This is a genomic window from Paenibacillus amylolyticus (assembly GCF_047302515.1).
Classification (GTDB): Bacteria; Bacillota; Bacilli; order Paenibacillales; family Paenibacillaceae; genus Paenibacillus; species Paenibacillus amylolyticus_G.
The window spans coordinates 2,870,525-2,890,244 of the sequence record NZ_CP168019.1; the positions used below are offsets into that span (position 1 = coordinate 2,870,525).

Below are 19,720 nucleotides of genomic sequence, written 5' to 3' on the forward strand. Positions count from 1 at the left end.
CCAAGAGAATAGTTTTAATAGATCAATCTGGTGAGCAGTTTCTCGATTTCAGCATCCTGTAACAGTTGGTCACCGTATTTTTTGGTTATTTGAGTAAGGGCAACATCATGGTAGAAATAATCAGTCATCGCTTTGACAATCGGTTTGGACATCGTCTTGATCGCTCGCCATGAATCGTGCTCTACACCAGCAAACAGCAGATATGCATGATCCACAATAAGCAGCTGTGAAGGTTCCGGTGCATCAAGCAATGGAATCAACGAGTATATCCGGTTTAAGGATGTCTCCATTCCCCCAACGGCAAGCACTTCAACGTACACGCCCTGCTTTTCCTTCTGCTCCAGCAGTTCACGATATTTCTCCATTCGCTCATTCCAGGCCAGAAAAAGAATCGATGAATCTGCTTCCTCGATAAGCTGTTCGATATTCGATGCGATGGACGACTCATCTTTTAACGTCCAGATATGTTCATCGGTGAATGTGCGTTTGATTTTGTAACTCTTCAATTCCTCAATATCTTTCTCAAAATCAGCCTTGATCTTATGAATAATAGACTGAAGATCCACAGCCATATATAGTTTTTTCTTCCCATCCATCGTTGTCAGCACTGTTCCCTTGTCGATCAGGCGATTAAGTACTTCATAGATCTTGGCTTTGGGAACGTTGGAGTAATTTACAATCGATGTGGCATCAAGCGGTTCATCCTGCGCGAATATAGCCTCGTATACCTGACTTTCATATTGTGTAAACCCGAATTTCTGCAACATGGTTTGGATCTGCGCATCCCTTCTTAGTGTGTCTGGTCTATCTAGTTTAGACGCATGAACTTCCCATGTCCAGTATGTCCCAACTGACCTAGGAATGTGGAATCAAAATTAAATTTAGCGATGCCTCCAAAATAAAATCACTTTCCAGTGGTTATATTAACAATCGGGAATACACATTTTGCTTGTGGAAGGAGCTGTAATTTAAAATGGAAAGTACTCAAGATTTTGTGAAGAAAGTTAACGAAAATGCCGAAAAAGAGCGTCACAATAAAAACAACGGCAAGGGAACGCCAGGGGACAAGTTGCCATCGAAACAGCACTCTACGAATAAGTAGAGTCTATTTATTAAACATCATGTCTTCCGTCTAGCACCCTTTCCTCTACTTTTCATCTACTATTAAGAACCTTTAATAGAAAAGAGATGATTAGTATGGCTCGTGTCAATGCTGTTCCACAACCAGATCTGGTATTAATCTATTGGTCTAGAAATCCGCTCATTCCCGGTTCTGCGCGCAGAATCCAAAGTGTACGTGTGATTGGTAATACGTCTCCATGTACATTCACACTGGTTCCCGGTGCACGGCTGATCAATGCACTGAATTGCTTGCTGGACAATGATATTGGATTCAAAGTGGTATACCGCTACAAAACGTCAGAAATCAGCGGAGTTCTGTTATTGAAACGCAAATGATCAGTATCAAAAAAATGGTGCCTCACTTTAGAGAGCGCACCATTTTTTCATTTTTCATTCTTGGATTATATAATCAATCCTTCTATTGGTTAGCTGCGATGGTATCATTCACTTCTTGTGTGATCTGATCCCCGCCAAGTTTCTTCCAATTGGCTACAAAGTTATCGAACTCGTCAATCGACAGATTGCCATAGATGATTTTCAGAAACGTCTCAGCTCTCAGTTTATCGAGTGTTGCCTGCTTCGTATTCATCGTTCTCGTTGGTGCATAGATTAATTCATTCATGACAATCAAGTCATTATCCCGATAATATTTAATCACACCTTGTGAACTTTCGGGGCCAAAGATACGCTCCATATGCCACTTATCGAGATTCCCATTCCGATAATCCATAATATCGTCATAGAACAGCTTCGCTTCGAGTTCCAATCCGGACGTATCTCCTGTTTTGAGCGCCTGCTCTACTTCATCCTGTGCCTTCACATTTTTGTTGGCTGGCAGGTTGGAGACCGTTGCATTATGAAAACCCAGACCTGTCAGTCCATTCAAATATGCAGCCCGTTCTTCCTTGGCAGACTCACCGAACATTTTTTCAGCTTGGAAATTAAGAAGTTTAATCAACGCTTCTGGATGCTCGTAGCCTTTACGAACGGCAAATATACCGCCCAGACTAAGATGATTCTGTGTTTTTGCTGGTTGATCATCAATCGATTGAACCGGGTAAGCCATCCAGTCGATGTTTTTTTCTTTCTTAATCATGCTACTAACCTGAAAAGGTGCCCATTGTGGCAGGAAGAACATGCCTGACTTGCCTGCATTCACATCCTCCATCATTTTAGCAAAATCCTTAACGCCAAATTCGGGATCAAGCACACCCTTCTGATACAGAGTCTGAAGCTCACGCAATCCTTCTTTCACTTCCGGTTGGATCGTTCCATTCACGACTTGACCTGAAGCATCCTTAATCCAGGTTTCGAGATAACCATGATAACCAAGCAAGAACGCGTTTATAGGCAAATCTTTGTTCAAGGCAATACCATACGTATCATCTTTGCCATTTCCGTCTGGATCTTCGAAGGTAAAGGCTTCTGCAATCTGGATAACATCCTGCATGGATTTGGGTGCTTCAAGACCAACCTTTTTCAGCCAATCCTTACGAATCCAGATCATATCCGAGGAATCCAGCGAGCCTGGAAAACTCACCATGGCGTATATTTTGCCATCCTTCGTTACCGGCTTCAGACCCGCTCCATCTTCAGCAGACATGAACTCCTTCACCAGTTCGGATGCATACTTGTCATATACTTCGGTCAGATCCTCCAGCATTCCCGCTTCATGTAGTTGTTCGAATTGAACAGCACTCACTTTCAGTACATCCGGCAGATCACCACTCGCCAACGTGACATTCATCTTATCGTTATAATTGGCATCCGGAACAATCCATTCGTATGTTACATCAATACCGAGTTCATCCTTGTACCCTCTGGTCCAGATGTTATTGGCGTGTGTATCTCCTTGGGCAAGCGATTCTTTCCCCGTTTCATTCATGGTGGAAGTCAATTTAATGGGTGGGTCATATTTCGTAAGTGGTCCTCCCGCATCCTGCTGTGTGTTCGGCTCAGCTTCCTTCTCGGCACTTCCCGCACCAGACGAACAGGCAGCAAGCGTGGTGGCCAGCACTATGGTTAATGTTAACAATGAGAACTTCTTGAATGATATATTCATGTGAATCCCCCTTTTTTCTCCTCCCGTGAGGTATATTTTTATTTTATAAAGAAAGCGTTATCACTTCGAGTGTATCCCGTTGACATCTGGTATCTTTGATTTACCATTTGAGATATCCTCTAACTTTTCTGATCCCGATACTCTTGAGGGGTGCAGCCTGTCGCTTTTTTGAAGAAACGATAAAAATAATGCTGATCGCTAAATCCAACTTTCGCGGATATTTCATGCATTTTGCAGGAAGAACCCAGAAGCAACTCTTTGCTTCGCTCCACTCTGCGGTCATGGATGTAGTCGGATATGCCTTTGCCTGTAATTCGTTTGTACCAACGCGACAGATAAGAGGGGTTAAGAGAAACTTTCTGTGCGATCCGTGTGAGTGAGAGGTCATCCTCCAGATGGTGTTTGATATAATGATGGATCGTAATCAGAATCTGTGATTGGTCATTCAGGCGGGCATCGCTTCGTTTGGAGATCATCCATTCGTATGCCGATTGATAAAAGATGACCAGATCGGTCCATGCGGTATGAATATCAAAATGTAACATTCGAGACAGCGATATTTCTTCCATTGCCGATTCATATAATCCCATTTCATGCAGGACTTCAATGAGTACACTCGCTGCACCCGTATATGTTTTCATGCGAAAGAACGGATCTGGAAGTCCCTCCTTCGCCGCCTCGGTCCATTTATGGAAGGAGTCTATCCATTCCCGATCCCCGGCGGTTATTCGCTGTTTGATCTGATCCAGATGCAGCGTTACAACACCCTGTTGATTCATAATGCTAGGGGTGTAAGGCAATTCATCCTGGATATTTACACGCAGCAGCTTCTCCATCCCAAGCCCGGGACCCTCATGAATCGACAGGCGTAACTGCCCGATTGCCTGATTAACCCTGCTCCACTCAACCGCCTGCTCGCTGACCATAATGGATACAGAAAGGTTCAAGCAGTCCGCACAGGATTGCTGCACAGACTCCAATGTGCCATAGACAAAACGAAGGGTCTGTACCCAGCTCTCCAGCTGACTCCCTCGTTCCCCTTGCGTAGTAGACACGTATGACGGATACGTCTCTTGCGATTGAATAAAACACGCGATGACCTGAGTGTCCAGATCAATCGCCTTCACCTTAGCCTTGTCTTGCAACAGCTCCTCCGCAACATTGGCAACGGCATAGCGGATGAGACTGCGATCCGCCTGAGATTGATAGTTGTTCCACTCCTCTACCCGTATAATCACAGGAATAACGAGTTGATCGGATTCGAAAGGTAACTGCACAGCATCCAGTTCTTCTTGAAGTGAAACGATATCTTGTCTATCCGTTCGCTTAAGCACATCCAGTAGCAATTGACGCTGTAACTGGGGCAGTGCTCGTGGCAATTTACTGCGAAACCAGGCAGCTTGGTAGCGAAAATCATTCTCTTCCGAGATCTGTGTTAACGCCCGTTCTACCGCAGCCCGAATATGATTCATTCCCTCTGTCTTTAACAGGTAATCAACAACGCACGGATTTCGAATGGCTTGGTGTGCATAATCGAATTCGTTATGACCGGTCAGCAAGAGAACTTTGCATCGTGGCCACCGATCCATAATCTGCTCAATCAATTGCATGCCATCCATACCAGGCATACAGATGTCACTGAGTACAATATCAATCTTGACCGAGTTCAGCCAATCGATGGCTTCAAAGGCAGAGTATGCTTTAATAATCTCCATATCCTGAAAGTTCGCCTTTTGAAAGAAAGCATACAGTCCATCTAAAATAACGGGTTCATCATCTACAATAAGCATCCGTTGCATAACACTACTCCCCTTTCCATGGAATTTTCACTAGAATGCACAACCCACCCAGCTCACTTCGCTGCGCTGTAAGACCATAGGCGGCCCCGAATTTGATTCTTAATCGCTGATTTACATTCATGAGTCCGGTTATCTCTTCGTTTCCATGTTTCCGCTCTATTTCCTCAAAGGCAGATTGTAGGTAATTCAAGGTTTCGTCTGATAACTGATCCCCATCGTCCTCAATGCGAATGGACAGATTGTCCTGATCCTGTTGGTACGAAAGTTGTAGAATTCCTCCCTGGCTACGTTTGGCTAGTGCATGCTCAAACACATTTTCCACGATCGGCTGGATAATAACTCTGGGAATCGAAATCATTTTGTACCTCGCATCCAGATCCTCCAATTCCAATTGAATTCTTGAACCAAATCGGATTTTCTGAATGGATGCATAGACCAGCGCATGGTCAATCTCAGCCCCCAACGATACCTCCGTATGAGAATCCCGAGACATGTACCTGAAATATTGACCCAGATAGTCGGTGAATTCCTGAATAAGCTCCACATTCTCCACCTCAGCCATCTGCTTGATGCTGAACAGACTGTTGTATAAAAAGTGAGGTTGAATCTGGGATTGTAGATGTTTGAGTTCCGCTTCACTTGTTCGAATCCGTGCAACATAATTTTCATCGATCAAAATATGTAAGCGCTCTATCATATGGTTGAACCGAGAGTACAAATAGCCGAATTCATCCCTTCTGGATGAAGGAATATGTACGCTTGTCTGGCCCTGCTCTGCCATCCTGAATCCTCGAATGAGTACCGCTAGCGGTTGGTGAATCGATCTGTAGATCGAAAACGAGAAGACAATAATGATCACAACCGACATGAAGGTGACCATCCATAACCATACGTTGTATTGTTCCAGCGGTGCCCTCAGCACATCTTGCGGTATAGTGGCTGTCAGCGTGAACGAGTGATCCTTATCATGTAATGAATAATAGAGATATGGATCAGATTGAAACTTCGTAACTTGCATGGACTCGGACGGTTCAGGCGAAACAGTTCGAATCGGTTTAACAGGTGCTGGCTGGTCGGAAGAAGAGATCACCACATGTTGCTGTTCACCAAAACTCAGTGTAATCTCACTTTCGCCCGTTTCCGACAGCTGCTGCAAACGATGTTTCAGTTCTTCAGCAGACAAGCGTATCCCTAATATGAAATTGGGTGGTTCCTCATGGTTCATGTTATATGGATTACTTTTCAGGAAATAGAGATCGTTATTGGAATGTGATAATTCGCCATTCAGATTCCCCATCGTGGCGAGCAGATTCTGCCACTCGTTATCCTCTACGTCTCGAATCCCGTCCGCGGCACTGACCCGTTTATGTAGAGCAGGAACATAGTACACCACATCACTAATGTAGGGACTTGTCACCATGATCTGACCCAGCTTATTGTGGATATTGTTCAGACTGGACGTGACTTCATACCTGCTCATAATCGCGGCTCGTGTACTTAGAGTGGACATGGTTTCATCAAATGAAAATTCGGTAACCAGCGCACTCATTCGCTCCAATTCGAATTGCAGATGATTATGGTAGAAGTATAATTTGGACTCATGTGCCTTCTCGACTTCAGTCTGCATCTGCTTGGAGCTAACTTGCGTAATCATAATGCTTATCCCATACAAGGGTAGAATGACCAGTACAAAAGCAATCATCAGTTTGACAACAATGGATGACTCTCTCCATCTCCCCCGGATGAATCGCAATATTTCCCTCCTCCTTTCCTCACGCTCTCTCATCAATAGCAAAAAAGGAGCCAAAAATCGGCTCCTTCCATCGATCGGTTTTCCTCCTATCGATCTTATCCCTTTACACTTCCGACAACAAGCCCATGAACGAAATACCTCTGCAAGAATGGGTACACGAGCAGAATCGGAATAACGGACAAAAAGATCTGGGAAGCTTGGGTGGTTCTATCCGATACCTGACTTAAGAGCGTCGCATCCTCCAGCGTCATCATCTCGCTCTGAATCATCGTCACCTGTTGCAACATGGACTGAAGATAGGTAGCCAGCGGATAACCTTCCGGACTCTTCATATAGATCATGCCATCGAACCAGGCATTCCAGTGACCCACCAAAGCGAACAGCGTAATGGTCGCGATACTTGGCAGAGAGATCGGAAGATAAATGCTCCATAGTGTGCGAAAATGTCCTGCCCCATCCATCCAGGAAGCTTCTTCAAGCTCTTTCGGTAATCCCCGGAAGAAATTAAGCATTAAAAGTACATTAAAGATCGGAACAGCGCCTGGCAAAATCAAAGCCCAGATGGAATCCAGCAGCCCCGCTTCCTTAACCACCAGGTAACCCGGGATTAATCCTCCACTGAATAACATGGTGAATACAAAGATCCAGGCATAGAACGTTCTTGAACGGAACTTGGCAGCCTCTTTGGAGAGCGGATAAGCTACGAGAATGGTGAAGATCAGATTGGTCGTAACCCCCAGAACTACACGAAGAAGGCTTGTGCCGAACGAGTTCAGGAACTGCTGATTTTCCAGAATGTATTGATAGGAGGACAATGTGAAATCCACAGGCCAGAATGTGACACTGCCCGCTTTGACCGCATCACTCGAACTAAATGAAATCGCTAATATATTCACAATCGGGAACAGGCATAACAAGGCAAGAATCGTCAGGATGACGTAGTTAAACCCTAGAAACCACCGATAGGCTTTTGATGCGTGGTGCATGATTCTGCCTCCTTTCTAGAATATCCGATAATTCGCGAACCGATAGGCCAAGAAATAACCAAGTCCGATAAAAATGAAAGACACGACAGATTTGATCAGACCCAACGCTGTCGATACGGAATACTGTGCATCCTGCAATCCGATCCGGTAGATCATCGTATCCAGGATATCTCCTGATTCATATACCAATGGATTGTAGAGGTTGAACACTTGGTCAAAGCCGCCGTTGAGTACATTTCCCAGACTAAGCGTTACCATCAAAATTACGATTGGGCGAATGCCTGGCAGTGTAATATGCCATGTCTGTTTCCATCTTCCCGCACCATCCATAACAGAGGCCTCATACAGAGACTTATCAATATTCGTGAGGGCAGCGAGATAGATAATGGTCCCAAATCCAAATTCTTTCCATTGGTCTGTGATGACAAGTATGTAAGGGAACCACTCGTTACTGGCCAGGAATTGAATTGGGTCAATTCCTACGGCTTTCAGCAACAAATTAACGATACCAGTGCTTGGAGATAACACATCCACGATGATTCCCGCCAGAATAACCCATGAGAAAAAATGAGGCATATAGATCACGGTCTGGATCGTTCGTTTAAAACCTGTCTTGCGAACCTCATTGAGCAATAAGGCTACAAGTACCGGAATCACCAAGCCGGATACAATTTTCATCGTTGATATAAATACCGTATTCCATACAACCTGCGAGAAACCCGGTAGATCGAACAGATACCTGAAATTGTCCAAACCCACCCAATTCATATTTTTGAATCCGGCAATGGGAGAGAAATTCTGAAAGGCAATAGAGAGCCCCGCCATCGGAATGTAACCGAATACAATAATAATGAGCAGTCCAGGCAGAATCATGAGATGAAGCGGAACGTTTCGGATAAATTGTTTGTAGTTGGAACGCATAAACTGACTCCTCCTTCAACGTTTATTATAGGAGCAGCCAGATCACCGCAATAGTGTGGGCTATTTACTTTGGGTATCTTTTGTTGACTCTCTGCACTGGAACGCCAAAAAACCGCGATATCCGCGGTCTCTTGTTCACGATGTTTATTTAATTCAGAATATCCATAACTAATACATTCACTGAATGAGCAGTTAAGTTAACGACCACCGCTGTATCGGACAGTGTTATCACCTGTTCTTGGGGAATCACTTTCTCATCATTCTTCTGATTTACATTCGGAACATGCACCAAATGATCTTCCCCAGTAAGTGTGATCAGTTTGGCTGAAGAATTAACTTTCAGATCCTGAAGGCAAATCCGGGTTGATTTATCCACACCATCAGCATTGACCAGCTTCACATACACATGCCGTGCATCCTTCGTAACGGAGTGGAATACTTCCCGGTTGTAAGCTTCCAGCTTGTAATCCAGAACCTTGCTGGTATTTCGTCCGTCTGTATAGGAGCAGACCAGATTCTTTCCTGTATCCCCACCATAGTTAACCGTGATTGTATAATCGGTTCCATTCTCGAGTGGTTCATAGTTGGCCGCTCTCAGGTTACCTGCTGCCGAACTGGATGAATAGTCTCCTAGTGTATAACCTTCAATCCCTTGTTTGTACACCTTCACTCCTGTGGCATTTCCCCCGTAACTGATCGCGTACTCGATGACATCCTTGTTCTCGGGCGAAATATCCGTCAGTCCCACGCCGATGTAAAAACCATCTTCACCTGAAATTCTTTCAGCCTCAACGTGCACCTTGTAGTTGGTCCACTCGTCATTCAGCAGGTACAATCCATTCAATCCACTTGATTGTGCCTTCAAAATGAGTCCTTTCCCTTCGGTTAACGTGTATCCTTCCGATCCGGGAATCTGGTTCCATGTCTCACTAGGCTCTGTACGTTCCCTGAAATCTTCATCAAACATCAAACTGCCATCCACATTGGACGTCACTGTAACTCGTTTCACCACGATGTCTGCATGACCTGTTGCAATCTCGATGCCGCCACGCGGAATGAGACTCAGCGGTTTGCCTTTGTTATAGGTGGAGAATGAAGTCTCAAGCACCTGATCCCCTACATATTTTGCAAAAAGCTGCTGTACATAATAATTCGGTGTATACCATACCGTTTCATCATCAAACCAGATGCAGTCTGGCGTCCAGCGGTAAGTGCCATCCGTTAGTACTTTGTTGAACAATGGCGCATAGGCAGCCAAACGAACAACGTCTGCATTATTTTCAAACCCAGTCATGATCGCAGCTTCTGCGACCGCTCCTGCCAGCGTGTTTTTGTCCGTGGAAGCATATTCTCCAACAAATACTTTGGATGTTTCTTTCCAATCTATACTTCCGTCTTCAAGATAAGCCCGGTCATAATAGTTGTATCGATCTACGTTGTTCAGCAAATATTCATTGGAGCGGTAGTAGTGCTCATCTGCAATGGTGTCCATGTAATTGTCCTGATTCTCATACCAGGTTACGGTCTCCTCAATCACCTCAGCACCATCTGCAAAAGCAACCTGAGCTGATCCGGTGAGGTTCCCACTGAGGAATTTCCATCCTTCCTGGTACGCATCATCATCCGCCTGAGCACCAACCGTCGAGATAATGTGCAGCTCATGATCAGGATAGTTCTGTTTCATGTAGTCATCTATTGAACGTTTGAATACTTCAAAGTTGGCAAAAAATTCAGTGCCCCAGTTCTCATTACCTACGCCCAGATAACGAAGATCAAACGGTTCAGGATGTCCCATCTGGCTTCGCACCGCCGCCCATTCGTTGTGTTCAAAGTCTGTACTGAGCGCAAAGTCAATCAGGTCTGTAAAGTTGCGGATATAATAATCCCTTAAAGCGCCACCCGCAGGGTGAGCATAATCCGAGCGTGCCTGACACAACACACCGCAAGCCATGACTGGAACTGGAGCGGCATTCAGATCTTCCGCCAGTTGGAAGTACTCCATATAACCAAGCCCCATCGTCATCATGTAACCCCAGACATTATAATTCTCTTTGCGGAGCTCAACCGGACCCACAGAATCCTTCCAGTCATATACGTTATCCCAGATAAAAGATCCCTCTGAGATACATCCTCCCGGAAAACGCAAGAACTTTGGATGCAGATCTGCGAGTGCCTGGATTAGATCTTTTCTCAATCGATAGTTCGGATTACCTGTGTAGTTGGCATGTGCTGTAGCCGATATTCCCTCATCTGTCGGATCAGCTCCCCACACATTCTGAGGGACTAAGGACACCATATCGATAGAGATGTCACCTGCAAACATAAGTGCCAGTTGACCAAGTACAGTCTCCGTTCCGGTCAGAGACAAACCGTATTTCTTCCATGTGTTCCCACCTTCAACATGCAGCGTTACCGAATCACTGATGGAAGTGTCACTTCCATCCTGCAATTGAACAGTGATCGTTCCTGCCAATTCTGCTTTTGCCCATACGGTAAAGTCATATGATTCACCCTGCTTGATGGACATGGCACAATGCTGGTTGGAATCTGAGAATCCACGATTTCGAATCGTTGCCCCATCCTGAACCGTTACATAATAAGCATTTACTTCAGGGTCTTCCACGTTAAAGTGAACGTTCAGTCCATCCGTATGCTGCACGCGCATTTTCTCCGTATCGCCTGACCAGGCAAACAAAGGCTCACGATTTCGACCTGTCGAACAACCACATTCTCCAGAGTCATGCGAGTACGTATCAAATGCAAAAGACTCAAATGATCGATTCTGAACAAGCTCTGCATAGATTCCGCCATCTGCCGCGTTGTTAATATCCTCATAGAAAAGTCCATACATGACTTCACTGATGTCAGCCACCTTCTGATCTCCATGGATGGTGACCGTATAAGGCGGAAGATGGGCCGGCACAACAGACACGTCAAAGCTTTGGCTCAGCTTACGATCACCTCTGTTCAGAAGCGCACGGAGCGTAACCTCTTGTGCTGATGTGATCACCTGAACCTCTCCGTTCTCAGACAGAACTTCTGGAGCACTGGAGCTCCATTCAACAGACACTTTACCACCAAGCAAGTCTGCTGGTAATGATACATCCTTGGTGATGATTCGGTTGGGGAAGGACAAGTACTTGTCCGCCGCAAGCTTCACAATCGCTTCATCTGTCAGTGATTCACACATCACTTCAATGACTTCATCCATGGTGAGTGCTGCCCCATAGATCCGAAAGTCGGATAACGAACCTGCAAAGTCCACATCCGCTGCATACTGGGAACGTGCAATATAATTCTGGCTATAATTCTCAGGATCGGTGAACGAATCAAACCATTCGCGCAATTTGGCATAATTGCCGCTCGACGTCTGACTGATCGAACCGTCTGCGGCCTTCTCCCCGTTCACATACACAATTGGACCCGCACTGCTCAACGTTCCCCCTTGGCTACCTGCCACGGAGAGCGCAATATGCAGCCATTCTCCACTTGCAACTCCTCCACTTGGGTGGACAACCAGATTATCGCCGGCATATAACGTTCCCAAGAGCTGACGTGTCAGAAACAAATACGGCCCCTTCTCCCCTTTGCCAAAATCAAAAATGCGTTCCCACACATTAGATCCCTTGCCTAGAAACACCCAAGTTGCAATCGTAATTCCTGTGTTATCGCTTACATCATCAAGCAGATTCGAGGGTAATTGCAGATAAGAAGTTCCATTCGCTCCCCCGTTGAAAGTCACCGCCGTTCTGCCTTTCAACTCGGATATCACAGGCGGGATCTCGCCTTTGGCTATACCATCATGTCCCTTACCGGAGCTGTCCTTCCCGATCTGAACGGTATCTTCAAACGTGTATTGTGCAATTAATTGATTTTGATATGTGCTCATATTCTTACCTCCTATGTAGTTGGGAATTGTCGGTTCACGCTTTTGATTCGCATTAATATAAAATGATTGATAAATAGTTAAATATATTTCTTAAACGTAATAATATCGCATCATCGATCCCCATTTCAATCCCAAATTTGAGAAAGACAACTGGTTTATTTGAATGTAATGACCTTTATCGGCTCTTCCCGTCTCTTATTTATTTTTCATTTTACTCTTATAAACATTAGATTTATGGTTTACAAACATATAAATCAATTGATAATATAACAAATGAAAGCGCTTGATATAATGAAATACTCAAAGGAGGTCTGCCGAACCTTTTATCGTGTGTTGCCAAGTATCGGTTGATTTTTCATTCCGGGGAATAGGAAAGGGGAAACGTATGAAACGTTATTGGGTTCGCGTACTTAACATTTCTGTACTAAGCACCACTTTACTTACTGCAACAACTTTGGCGCCGGTCTCGGTGTTCGCAAATGGTTCAGGGGCAACCCTGGGTAACTCGCAGAGTTCCACCACACCTATCGCTAATTCTGCTCCATCATTCAAAAATGTTTCCGTTCATGACCCTTCTGTCATTAAGGTGGATGATACGTTTTATATTTTTGGTTCACACCTGCAAGTAGCTAAGTCCAAAGACTTTCTGAACTGGGATCTGGTCGCCTCCGGCGTTACAGATAACAACCCTGTTGTCCCCAATGTAACCAAGGAATTCGCTGAAGCGCTGGAATGGGCGCAGACAGATACGTTATGGGCAGCAGATGTCATTCAATTGGCGGACGGCAAATTTTATATGTACTACAATGCTTGTAAAGGGGACTCTCCGCGATCAGCGCTCGGCATTGCTGTCGCAGACAATATCGAAGGGCCTTATAAGGATCAAGGCATTCTGTTGAAATCCGGCATGTGGGATCAGATCAGTGAGGATGGTACCATTTACGATGCAACGATTCATCCCAATGTGGTCGATCCGGATGTCTTTTATGATAAAAACGGCAAGTTATGGATGGTGTATGGCTCGTATTCCGGAGGGATTTTCATTCTGGAGATGGATGCAACGACAGGTAAACCACTGCCGAATCAAGGTTATGGCAAAAAGCTGACCGGAGGCAATCATAGTCGTATTGAAGCACCTTATATGCTCTACAGTCCCGAAACCGATTATTATTATCTGTACCTGTCTTACGGTGGACTAGGTGCTGATGGAGGATACAACATTCGTGTTGCTCGCTCCCAAACACCGGATGGACCTTTCCTCGATGCGGAAGGAAACGATATGATCAACGTTAAAGCGGACAAGGATAAACCGTTGTTTGATGATCGTTCTATTGAACCTTTTGGAGTCAAATTGATGGGGAACTTCCTGTTCGAGAGACAGATCGGTGATCCGGGCACAGGCCTAGGTAGCGGCTATGTATCGCCAGGACATAACTCTGCTTATGTTGATCCGGAGACTGGCAAACAATTTCTCATCTTCCATACCCGCTTTCCAGGGCGTGGCGAAGAACATGAAGTTCGCGTACATGAGATGCACATGAATGCAGATGGTTGGCCTGTTGTTTCTCCATATCGCTATGCGGCTTTGGGAGAAGATACCACGCAACTGACAACTCAGGAGATCGCTGGTCAGTACCACTGGGTGAATCATGGTAAGGACATCACGGCGGACATCAAGCCATCCCAGACCGTTCAGTTCACGGCAGATGGGCAGATTCATGGTGCCGTGACAGGAACATGGAGTCTTGGCGCAGACAACAAGGTTCAGATCACTTCGAATAACGTTGTGTACAAAGGCGTTTTCACACATGAATGGAACTCGGAATCTCAAAGTACGGTTCTGACCTTTAGCGCGCTCTCATCCTCCGGAATTTCCATCTGGGGAAGTCAAGGTGTTGAACGGAGTGATCAAGACATTGTAGATGCGGTGAAAAAGGACCTGAGTATTAGCAATACGGATCACGTGTTCTTCAATCTGACTCTGCCTACCAAGGGAACAAGTGATGCAGAGATTACGTGGAAAAGCTCCAACACTTCGGCTCTATCCACTACAGGTGTAGTGCAGCGACCGCGCGCTGGTAAGGGCGATGCCAAAGTGAAATTAACCGCGACGATTCGTAAAGGAACTGCGGTAAGTTCCAAAACGTTTAACGTTATCATTCCACAGCAAGCGGTAAGCCCATTGCTCGGGGAGTATACTTTTGAACACAAGAAACTTGGCAAAGTCGCACAGGATTACAGCAAAAACGAATATCACGGACAAGCTTTTAACGTGGTCAGTTCTGCTGCTAGTGGCAAAAATCAGGCTGCTACATTCAATGGGACAGACAGTTTCATCCAGTTACCTGGACTCATTACAGATACAACGGATTTCACGTTTAGCGCTTGGGTCAATTGGGACGGCGGCGGGTCCTGGCAGCGTATTTTCGACTTTGGAAATGGCTTGACCAGGCATATGTTCCTCACGCCCTCCCAGCATAATGGGGCATTACAATTCACCATTCATAACGAGGGACGGGATCAGAGCCTGATTGCAGCAAATCCACTGCCTTCCAAAGAGTGGGTTCATGTCGCTGTAACTCTTCAGGGTGATGTGGGTACTCTGTATGTGAATGGTACATCGGTTGCAAGCAGCTCTGAGATTACTTTTAACCCGAAAGATCTGCAGGTAACGGAAGCTTATGTGGGCAAGAGTCGTTATACGGCTGATCCGTTCTACAAAGGCAGCTTGGATAATGTAAAAGTATATGATAAAGCTTTAACAGCCAAGGAAATACAGCGTCAGGCCAAAGAAAAGCCTTAATCTAGAGTCCCCTTCGCTAGAGGTTGGGGCTCCATAGTGCACACATCAATAAAGCAGCCAATGTTTTGAACTGAACCCTTTGTGAGACACGACTAACGAGGGAGTTGCAGTTCATTACATCAGGCTGCTTTATTGTCACTTCACTTCGAATAATGAATAACCATGTTTAATCTGCTCGTCTTAGCACCGGGATTAATATAGGCATGGGGCTTGTCTGCTCGGAACCGGATCGACTCCCCTTGGTTCACTGTATATTCTTCCGCCCCTACTCGAATCGTAACTTCACCTTCAAAGACCGTAATAAATTCTTCCGTACCTTCGATGTGCGGTTCAGCACTTAAAGAAGAATCCACATCCATCTCCATCATATATATTTCAAAGCGGCGTCCTTCTTCAAAAGGAAAATGCGGATAAATCCGAACCCTTCCCTCATCCTCCATCAATACTTGAATATCATCCCCCGTTACAACGGTTGTATCTGACTTAGGCTCGTGGATCAAAGCAGTGAAGGAGGTTTTCAGGCCATTAGCAATCTTCCATACGGTTGCAATGGATGGGTTGGATTCACCACGTTCAATCTGACCAAGCATGGTCTTGCTAATACCAGACATTTCGGCGACCTTGTCCAGACTGAGTTTTCTTTGTTCCCTAAGCTGTTTGAGGTTCTGAGCAAGAATACTATTAATGTTTTTCAAAAATCCATCCTCCTCATTTCATAATTTTGTTGTGCTATATAGTGCACATATTGTACAATAATAAAGACCGTACGCTATAACGTACATTTCAGGTCATTATATCACACAACTAAGAAGACGTGGAGGAACCATGAACATTATACCTTTAGTGACCTATGCAATCATCGCTTCATTTACACCCGGACCCAACAATATCATTTCCATGACGCATGCCAGAAATCAGGGGTTCCGCAAGACCCTTCCCTTTATTAGTGGAGTTGCAGCCGGCTGCCTGCTAATTATGTTTCTGTCCAGTTATTTCAACCTTATTCTTCATCAATATATTCCCAGGATCGCACCCGTATTGAACGTGTTAGGGTGTGTGTACATGCTCTATCTGGCGCTAAAAATCATGCGAAGTAAACCTGCAGATTCACAAGAAAACAAGGTCAATCATTATTCATTTCTATTTGGGTTCACCCTGCAATTCATCAATCCCAAAGTCATTCTGTATGGGCTTACTGCCATATCCGTTTTTGTTCTGCCTCTTGGGCAGTCCCATGTACAATTAATTGTATTTTCCTTACTGCTCACCTTCATCGGTATTAGTGCCAATATGACCTGGGCGTTTGGTGGCATGTTATTCCAGAGCTTTTTATTAAGATACGAGCGTCCTGTTAATATCGTCATGGGTATGTTGTTAATTTACAGTGCACTATCAATCCTGATGTAAAATGCAATAGAAAAAGCGTCCACTCATTCAATGAGCTGAACGCTTTTATTTTTTTATCCTAATTCCGGTCTCCACCATGGATGTGTAGGATATTGCTCCGTATGAAGCACAACCTTCTCGCCGATTTTGGGAGTTGCGATCTTAACGTTCAAAGCATGTGCAGCCTTCATAATCCGTTCGACTGGTTCATTCCAGGCATGATAGGCCAGCGTAAATGCGGCCCAATGAATCGGGATAAGCAACTTCCCCTTTACATCCAAGTGTGCTTGCACCGTTTCTTCCGGCATCATGTGAATGTTGGACCACCGCTCGTCATATTGCCCACATTCCATCAAGGTGAGGTCAAATGGTCCGTATTTACTGCCAATTTCCTTGAAATGAGGACCATATCCGCTATCGCCACTAAAGAACACCTTTGTATGTTGTCCAACGATAACCCACGAACACCACAAGGTAGAATTACGGTCAAATAATCCTCTGCCTGAGAAATGTCGCGCTGGCGTGCAAGCGAATGTTAGACCTTTGAACGATAACTCATCCCACCAGTTATGCTCGGTAATCTGTTCCGAAGGCACACCCAGTTGAATCAGTCGACGACGTACCCCAAGCGGTACGATAAATCGCTTTGTTTTATCCTTTAATCTGCGGATGGAGTCATAGTCCAAATGGTCATAATGGTCATGCGATATAATGATTGCATCCAGCGTTGGGAAATCCTCTGGTTTAATCGGTAGATTGGTGCTGTACCGTTTGGTGCCCACCCAAGACACGGGGGATGGACGATTGCCCAGCATCGGATCAAAGAGCAATCTGTGCCCTTCAATTTCAAGCAAAAAAGCCGAATGTCCGAACCATGTAACCTGTGGATTATCGGATGCACTGAAGGTTTCAGCAGGTTCACATATCTCCATAGGCATCATGCCAGATGGCCTCCGCTCTACATTGCCACGCATGGAATCTCTCAATATACTGATCAGGGACTTGAAGTTCATGCCTGCTGATGTCGGGAGCTGATTTTCGTATTTTGTCATTATACATACCTTCTGTTCTATATAATCAATCTAGGTTCAATATTTGGATAGGAACTATTCATATCATAGCTATATATTAATTCATTGGCCGTTGATATTCAATTTTCGGCTAATTAAGATAGAATTAAGACTCTGTTTTCTCTCCTATAAGATTGGGCATATATGATAGAGAAAATACATGGAGAGTATGTGAGAGAACATGAAGAAATGGCGCAAAAGATTAGTTAAGTTTTTGATATTTGACCTGGCGATAGTTCTGTTGCTTCTGGGTACTGGCGTGATCTACCAACAAGTGGGTTTAAGGCAGGATGCCAAAACACTCGTCCCCCCTGGTAAGCTGTACGAAGTCCATGGAGACAATATGCATCTATACACTGGTGGAGAAGGCGATGTAACAGTCGTACTCGCCTCTGGCTGGGGGACCGCTAATCCCTATGTAGATTATTATCCATTATATGAAAAGCTTGCTCCCAACACAAAATTCGCTGTATATGACCGATTTGGCTATGGATATAGCGATCAGACCGATAAGAAACGTGATGTAGATACCGTAGCTGAAGAATTACACGAGTTGTTGCAGGTATCTGGACAGAAGCCACCTTATGTATTAGTTGGACATTCACTCGGCTCGCTGGAAACCATCCGTTTCGCACAAAAATACCCGGATCTCGTCAAGGGTATCGTCATAATTGATGGCGGAAGCCCCGAATATTATTCGAATGACGATGACTCTTTGGCAGACACAATTGGTGGTTTTGCGAATAAATTCCGTATCCAAACCGGACTATTCCGCCTCTCCATGCAATCTGACATGGTTGTCGAAACTTCTAATGCCAATCGTAATGAACTGAAACTTGTACCCGATGATCTGAAAAAATTGGATACAACTGCGCTGTTGCACAACTATGGTAATGTGAACACGTTGGATGAATTACGTGAAATAGCTGCCAATGCCAAAGTGGTTGTAGATCACAAGCAAACCTTACCGTTTCCACTCACCATACTGACGGCTGATTACCTTGGGGCAAGTGAACCCGAATGGGATAAATCCCAAGTAGAATTCAAATCCTGGTCAGATGATTCTAAACAGGTAACCATTAAAGATACCGATCATTACATCCATCAATATCGCCCTGACCTCGTTGCGGAAGAGATATTGGCCCTGGTGAAGAAGTAACGTACACCCTGCTAAAGTAAGGCTATGTTATATCTTAAAAGAAACCCCAAAGATTCTCTAATATCTTTGGGGTTTTAAGTATGTGATTTATTGTGCTATCGCCAGCCTTGGCCGTTGGGACCTGAAATCGCTGAAAGCTTGTTCGATCTCTAATGAAGTCAACTGGTGACGATAAAAATACTGTTTCATCGCCTCCATTTCGGTTCGATCGCCATTGTAGATGTTATCAATTCTTCGAATGACCTGGTTATATAAGTTCTCACGTCTGGAGTTCACAGGCTCACACAACCAAAAGTTCGTTCTCTTCACATCACCTGTCTTGGTCCAGAGCAAATTCTCATATCGGATGACATCCCAGTCCCAATATCCAGCATGAATCTGCTGAAGTTCCGTCGTAAACATATCGTATATCAAGTTGGGAGGAATGTGTCCATAGGTTACACGGTACTCTTTCAGTTTGAATGCTTCAATCCACTCTGTCAGGGTGTACTCCCCTGGTGAATGCGCATACAATTTAGGTGCATAAGGATTACTCTGCAATTCCCTAAGTGCTTCACTTTCCATCTCCCCATCCAATCTTGCACGTGAAGCGTATACCTTGAGACAATAGTTTTGCAATCTATATACAACCGAGCTATTACTAATAAGCGAAGCCTGTAGAGTGAGATGGCCATTTTTTTCGTAGTGCAACAGCATCTTTTCAATGTTATTGCTAATGGGATTGATGATAATCATAACGATGTCTCCTTGAGTAAAAATAAAATATAAAC

15 protein-coding genes are annotated in these 19,720 nt (G+C 44.8%); 5 read left to right on the top strand and 10 right to left on the bottom strand.

The window, feature by feature from the left end:
* Positions 1–14 precede the first annotated feature (14 nt).
* Positions 15–767, bottom strand: a complete 753-nt coding sequence (locus ACDJ59_RS12230) for a TrmB family transcriptional regulator (RefSeq protein WP_036670754.1) — start codon at positions 765–767, stop codon at positions 15–17.
* 206 nt (positions 768–973) lie between these two features.
* Here ACDJ59_RS12230 and ACDJ59_RS12235 point away from each other — a divergent pair, with 206 nt between their 5' ends.
* Together ACDJ59_RS12235 and ACDJ59_RS12240 are read left to right on the top strand one after the other, a co-directional pair.
* Positions 974–1,102 carry a DUF4023 family protein gene (locus ACDJ59_RS12235; RefSeq protein WP_339301222.1) on the top strand — a complete coding sequence of 43 codons (129 nt, stop codon included), beginning with the start codon at positions 974–976 and terminating at the stop codon, positions 1,100–1,102.
* Between the two features lie 95 nt (positions 1,103–1,197).
* Positions 1,198–1,458: a hypothetical protein gene (locus tag ACDJ59_RS12240; protein WP_047842808.1), complete on the top strand. Its 261-nt coding sequence runs from the start codon at positions 1,198–1,200 to the stop codon at positions 1,456–1,458.
* 82 nt (positions 1,459–1,540) lie between these two features.
* On the opposite strand, the gene ACDJ59_RS12245 is transcribed toward ACDJ59_RS12240, so the two are convergent.
* The 6 genes from ACDJ59_RS12245 to ACDJ59_RS12270 form a co-directional block, all read right to left on the bottom strand.
* On the bottom strand, positions 1,541–3,184 hold the full coding sequence (locus tag ACDJ59_RS12245; RefSeq protein ID WP_413409135.1) for an extracellular solute-binding protein: 1,644 nt from the start codon (positions 3,182–3,184) through the stop codon (positions 1,541–1,543).
* A 119-nt stretch (positions 3,185–3,303) separates the two neighbouring features.
* Entirely contained in the window at positions 3,304–4,983 is a 1,680-nt protein-coding gene (locus ACDJ59_RS12250) for a response regulator transcription factor (protein WP_413409136.1), read from the bottom strand.
* 4 nt (positions 4,984–4,987) lie between these two features.
* Positions 4,988–6,736 (bottom strand): sensor histidine kinase, encoded by a 1,749-nt coding sequence (locus ACDJ59_RS12255; protein ID WP_413409138.1) that lies wholly within the window; start codon positions 6,734–6,736, stop codon positions 4,988–4,990.
* A 95-nt stretch (positions 6,737–6,831) separates the two neighbouring features.
* The gene (locus tag ACDJ59_RS12260; RefSeq protein ID WP_413409139.1) at positions 6,832–7,722 is read right to left on the bottom strand and encodes a carbohydrate ABC transporter permease; all 891 of its coding nucleotides are present in this window, start codon (positions 7,720–7,722) and stop codon (positions 6,832–6,834) included.
* Between the two features lie 15 nt (positions 7,723–7,737).
* Positions 7,738–8,643: an ABC transporter permease gene (locus tag ACDJ59_RS12265; protein WP_413409141.1), complete on the bottom strand. Its 906-nt coding sequence runs from the start codon at positions 8,641–8,643 to the stop codon at positions 7,738–7,740.
* Positions 8,644–8,791: 148 nt separating this feature from the next.
* Entirely contained in the window at positions 8,792–12,532 is a 3,741-nt protein-coding gene (locus ACDJ59_RS12270) for an alpha-L-arabinofuranosidase C-terminal domain-containing protein (RefSeq protein WP_413409143.1), read from the bottom strand.
* 385 nt (positions 12,533–12,917) lie between these two features.
* On the opposite strand from ACDJ59_RS12270, the gene ACDJ59_RS12275 reads away from it, so the two are divergent.
* The gene (locus ACDJ59_RS12275) at positions 12,918–15,335 is read left to right on the top strand and encodes a family 43 glycosylhydrolase (protein ID WP_413409144.1); all 2,418 of its coding nucleotides are present in this window, start codon (positions 12,918–12,920) and stop codon (positions 15,333–15,335) included.
* A gap of 140 nt (positions 15,336–15,475) precedes the next feature.
* Here the strand turns inward: ACDJ59_RS12275 and ACDJ59_RS12280 are convergent, their stop codons facing one another.
* Positions 15,476–16,030, bottom strand: coding sequence for a helix-turn-helix domain-containing protein (locus ACDJ59_RS12280; RefSeq protein ID WP_413409145.1), 555 nt, complete (start codon positions 16,028–16,030; stop codon positions 15,476–15,478).
* Between the two features lie 130 nt (positions 16,031–16,160).
* Here ACDJ59_RS12280 and ACDJ59_RS12285 point away from each other — a divergent pair, with 130 nt between their 5' ends.
* The gene (locus ACDJ59_RS12285; RefSeq protein ID WP_413409147.1) at positions 16,161–16,742 is read left to right on the top strand and encodes a LysE family transporter; all 582 of its coding nucleotides are present in this window, start codon (positions 16,161–16,163) and stop codon (positions 16,740–16,742) included.
* Positions 16,743–16,795: 53 nt separating this feature from the next.
* Here the strand turns inward: ACDJ59_RS12285 and ACDJ59_RS12290 are convergent, their stop codons facing one another.
* Complete coding sequence (locus ACDJ59_RS12290; protein ID WP_413409148.1) at positions 16,796–17,773, bottom strand: MBL fold metallo-hydrolase; 978 nt, start codon at positions 17,771–17,773, stop codon at positions 16,796–16,798.
* A gap of 199 nt (positions 17,774–17,972) precedes the next feature.
* On the opposite strand from ACDJ59_RS12290, the gene ACDJ59_RS12295 reads away from it, so the two are divergent.
* Positions 17,973–18,950 carry an alpha/beta fold hydrolase gene (locus tag ACDJ59_RS12295; RefSeq protein WP_413409151.1) on the top strand — a complete coding sequence of 326 codons (978 nt, stop codon included), beginning with the start codon at positions 17,973–17,975 and terminating at the stop codon, positions 18,948–18,950.
* Positions 18,951–19,037: 87 nt separating this feature from the next.
* On the opposite strand, the gene ACDJ59_RS12300 is transcribed toward ACDJ59_RS12295, so the two are convergent.
* Positions 19,038–19,685 carry a hypothetical protein gene (locus ACDJ59_RS12300; protein ID WP_413409152.1) on the bottom strand — a complete coding sequence of 216 codons (648 nt, stop codon included), beginning with the start codon at positions 19,683–19,685 and terminating at the stop codon, positions 19,038–19,040.
* Positions 19,686–19,720: the final 35 nt, after the last annotated feature.

Bases quoted from the DNA above. Each gene is read 5' to 3' on its own strand.
- ACDJ59_RS12230 (WP_036670754.1), bottom strand. From the start codon at position 767: ATGTTGCAGAAATTCGGGTTTACACAATATGAAAGTCAGGTATACGAG.
- ACDJ59_RS12235 (WP_339301222.1), top strand. From the start codon at position 974: ATGGAAAGTACTCAAGATTTTGTGAAGAAAGTTAACGAAAATGCCGAA.
- ACDJ59_RS12240 (WP_047842808.1), top strand. From the start codon at position 1,198: ATGGCTCGTGTCAATGCTGTTCCACAACCAGATCTGGTATTAATCTAT.
- ACDJ59_RS12245 (WP_413409135.1), bottom strand. From the start codon at position 3,184: ATGAATATATCATTCAAGAAGTTCTCATTGTTAACATTAACCATAGTG.
- ACDJ59_RS12250 (WP_413409136.1), bottom strand. From the start codon at position 4,983: ATGCAACGGATGCTTATTGTAGATGATGAACCCGTTATTTTAGATGGA.
- ACDJ59_RS12260 (WP_413409139.1), bottom strand. From the start codon at position 7,722: ATGCACCACGCATCAAAAGCCTATCGGTGGTTTCTAGGGTTTAACTAC.
- ACDJ59_RS12265 (WP_413409141.1), bottom strand. From the start codon at position 8,643: ATGCGTTCCAACTACAAACAATTTATCCGAAACGTTCCGCTTCATCTC.
- ACDJ59_RS12270 (WP_413409143.1), bottom strand. From the start codon at position 12,532: ATGAGCACATATCAAAATCAATTAATTGCACAATACACGTTTGAAGAT.
- ACDJ59_RS12275 (WP_413409144.1), top strand. From the start codon at position 12,918: ATGAAACGTTATTGGGTTCGCGTACTTAACATTTCTGTACTAAGCACC.
- ACDJ59_RS12285 (WP_413409147.1), top strand. From the start codon at position 16,161: ATGAACATTATACCTTTAGTGACCTATGCAATCATCGCTTCATTTACA.
- ACDJ59_RS12290 (WP_413409148.1), bottom strand. From the start codon at position 17,773: ATGACAAAATACGAAAATCAGCTCCCGACATCAGCAGGCATGAACTTC.
- ACDJ59_RS12295 (WP_413409151.1), top strand. From the start codon at position 17,973: ATGAAGAAATGGCGCAAAAGATTAGTTAAGTTTTTGATATTTGACCTG.
- ACDJ59_RS12300 (WP_413409152.1), bottom strand. From the start codon at position 19,685: ATGATTATCATCAATCCCATTAGCAATAACATTGAAAAGATGCTGTTG.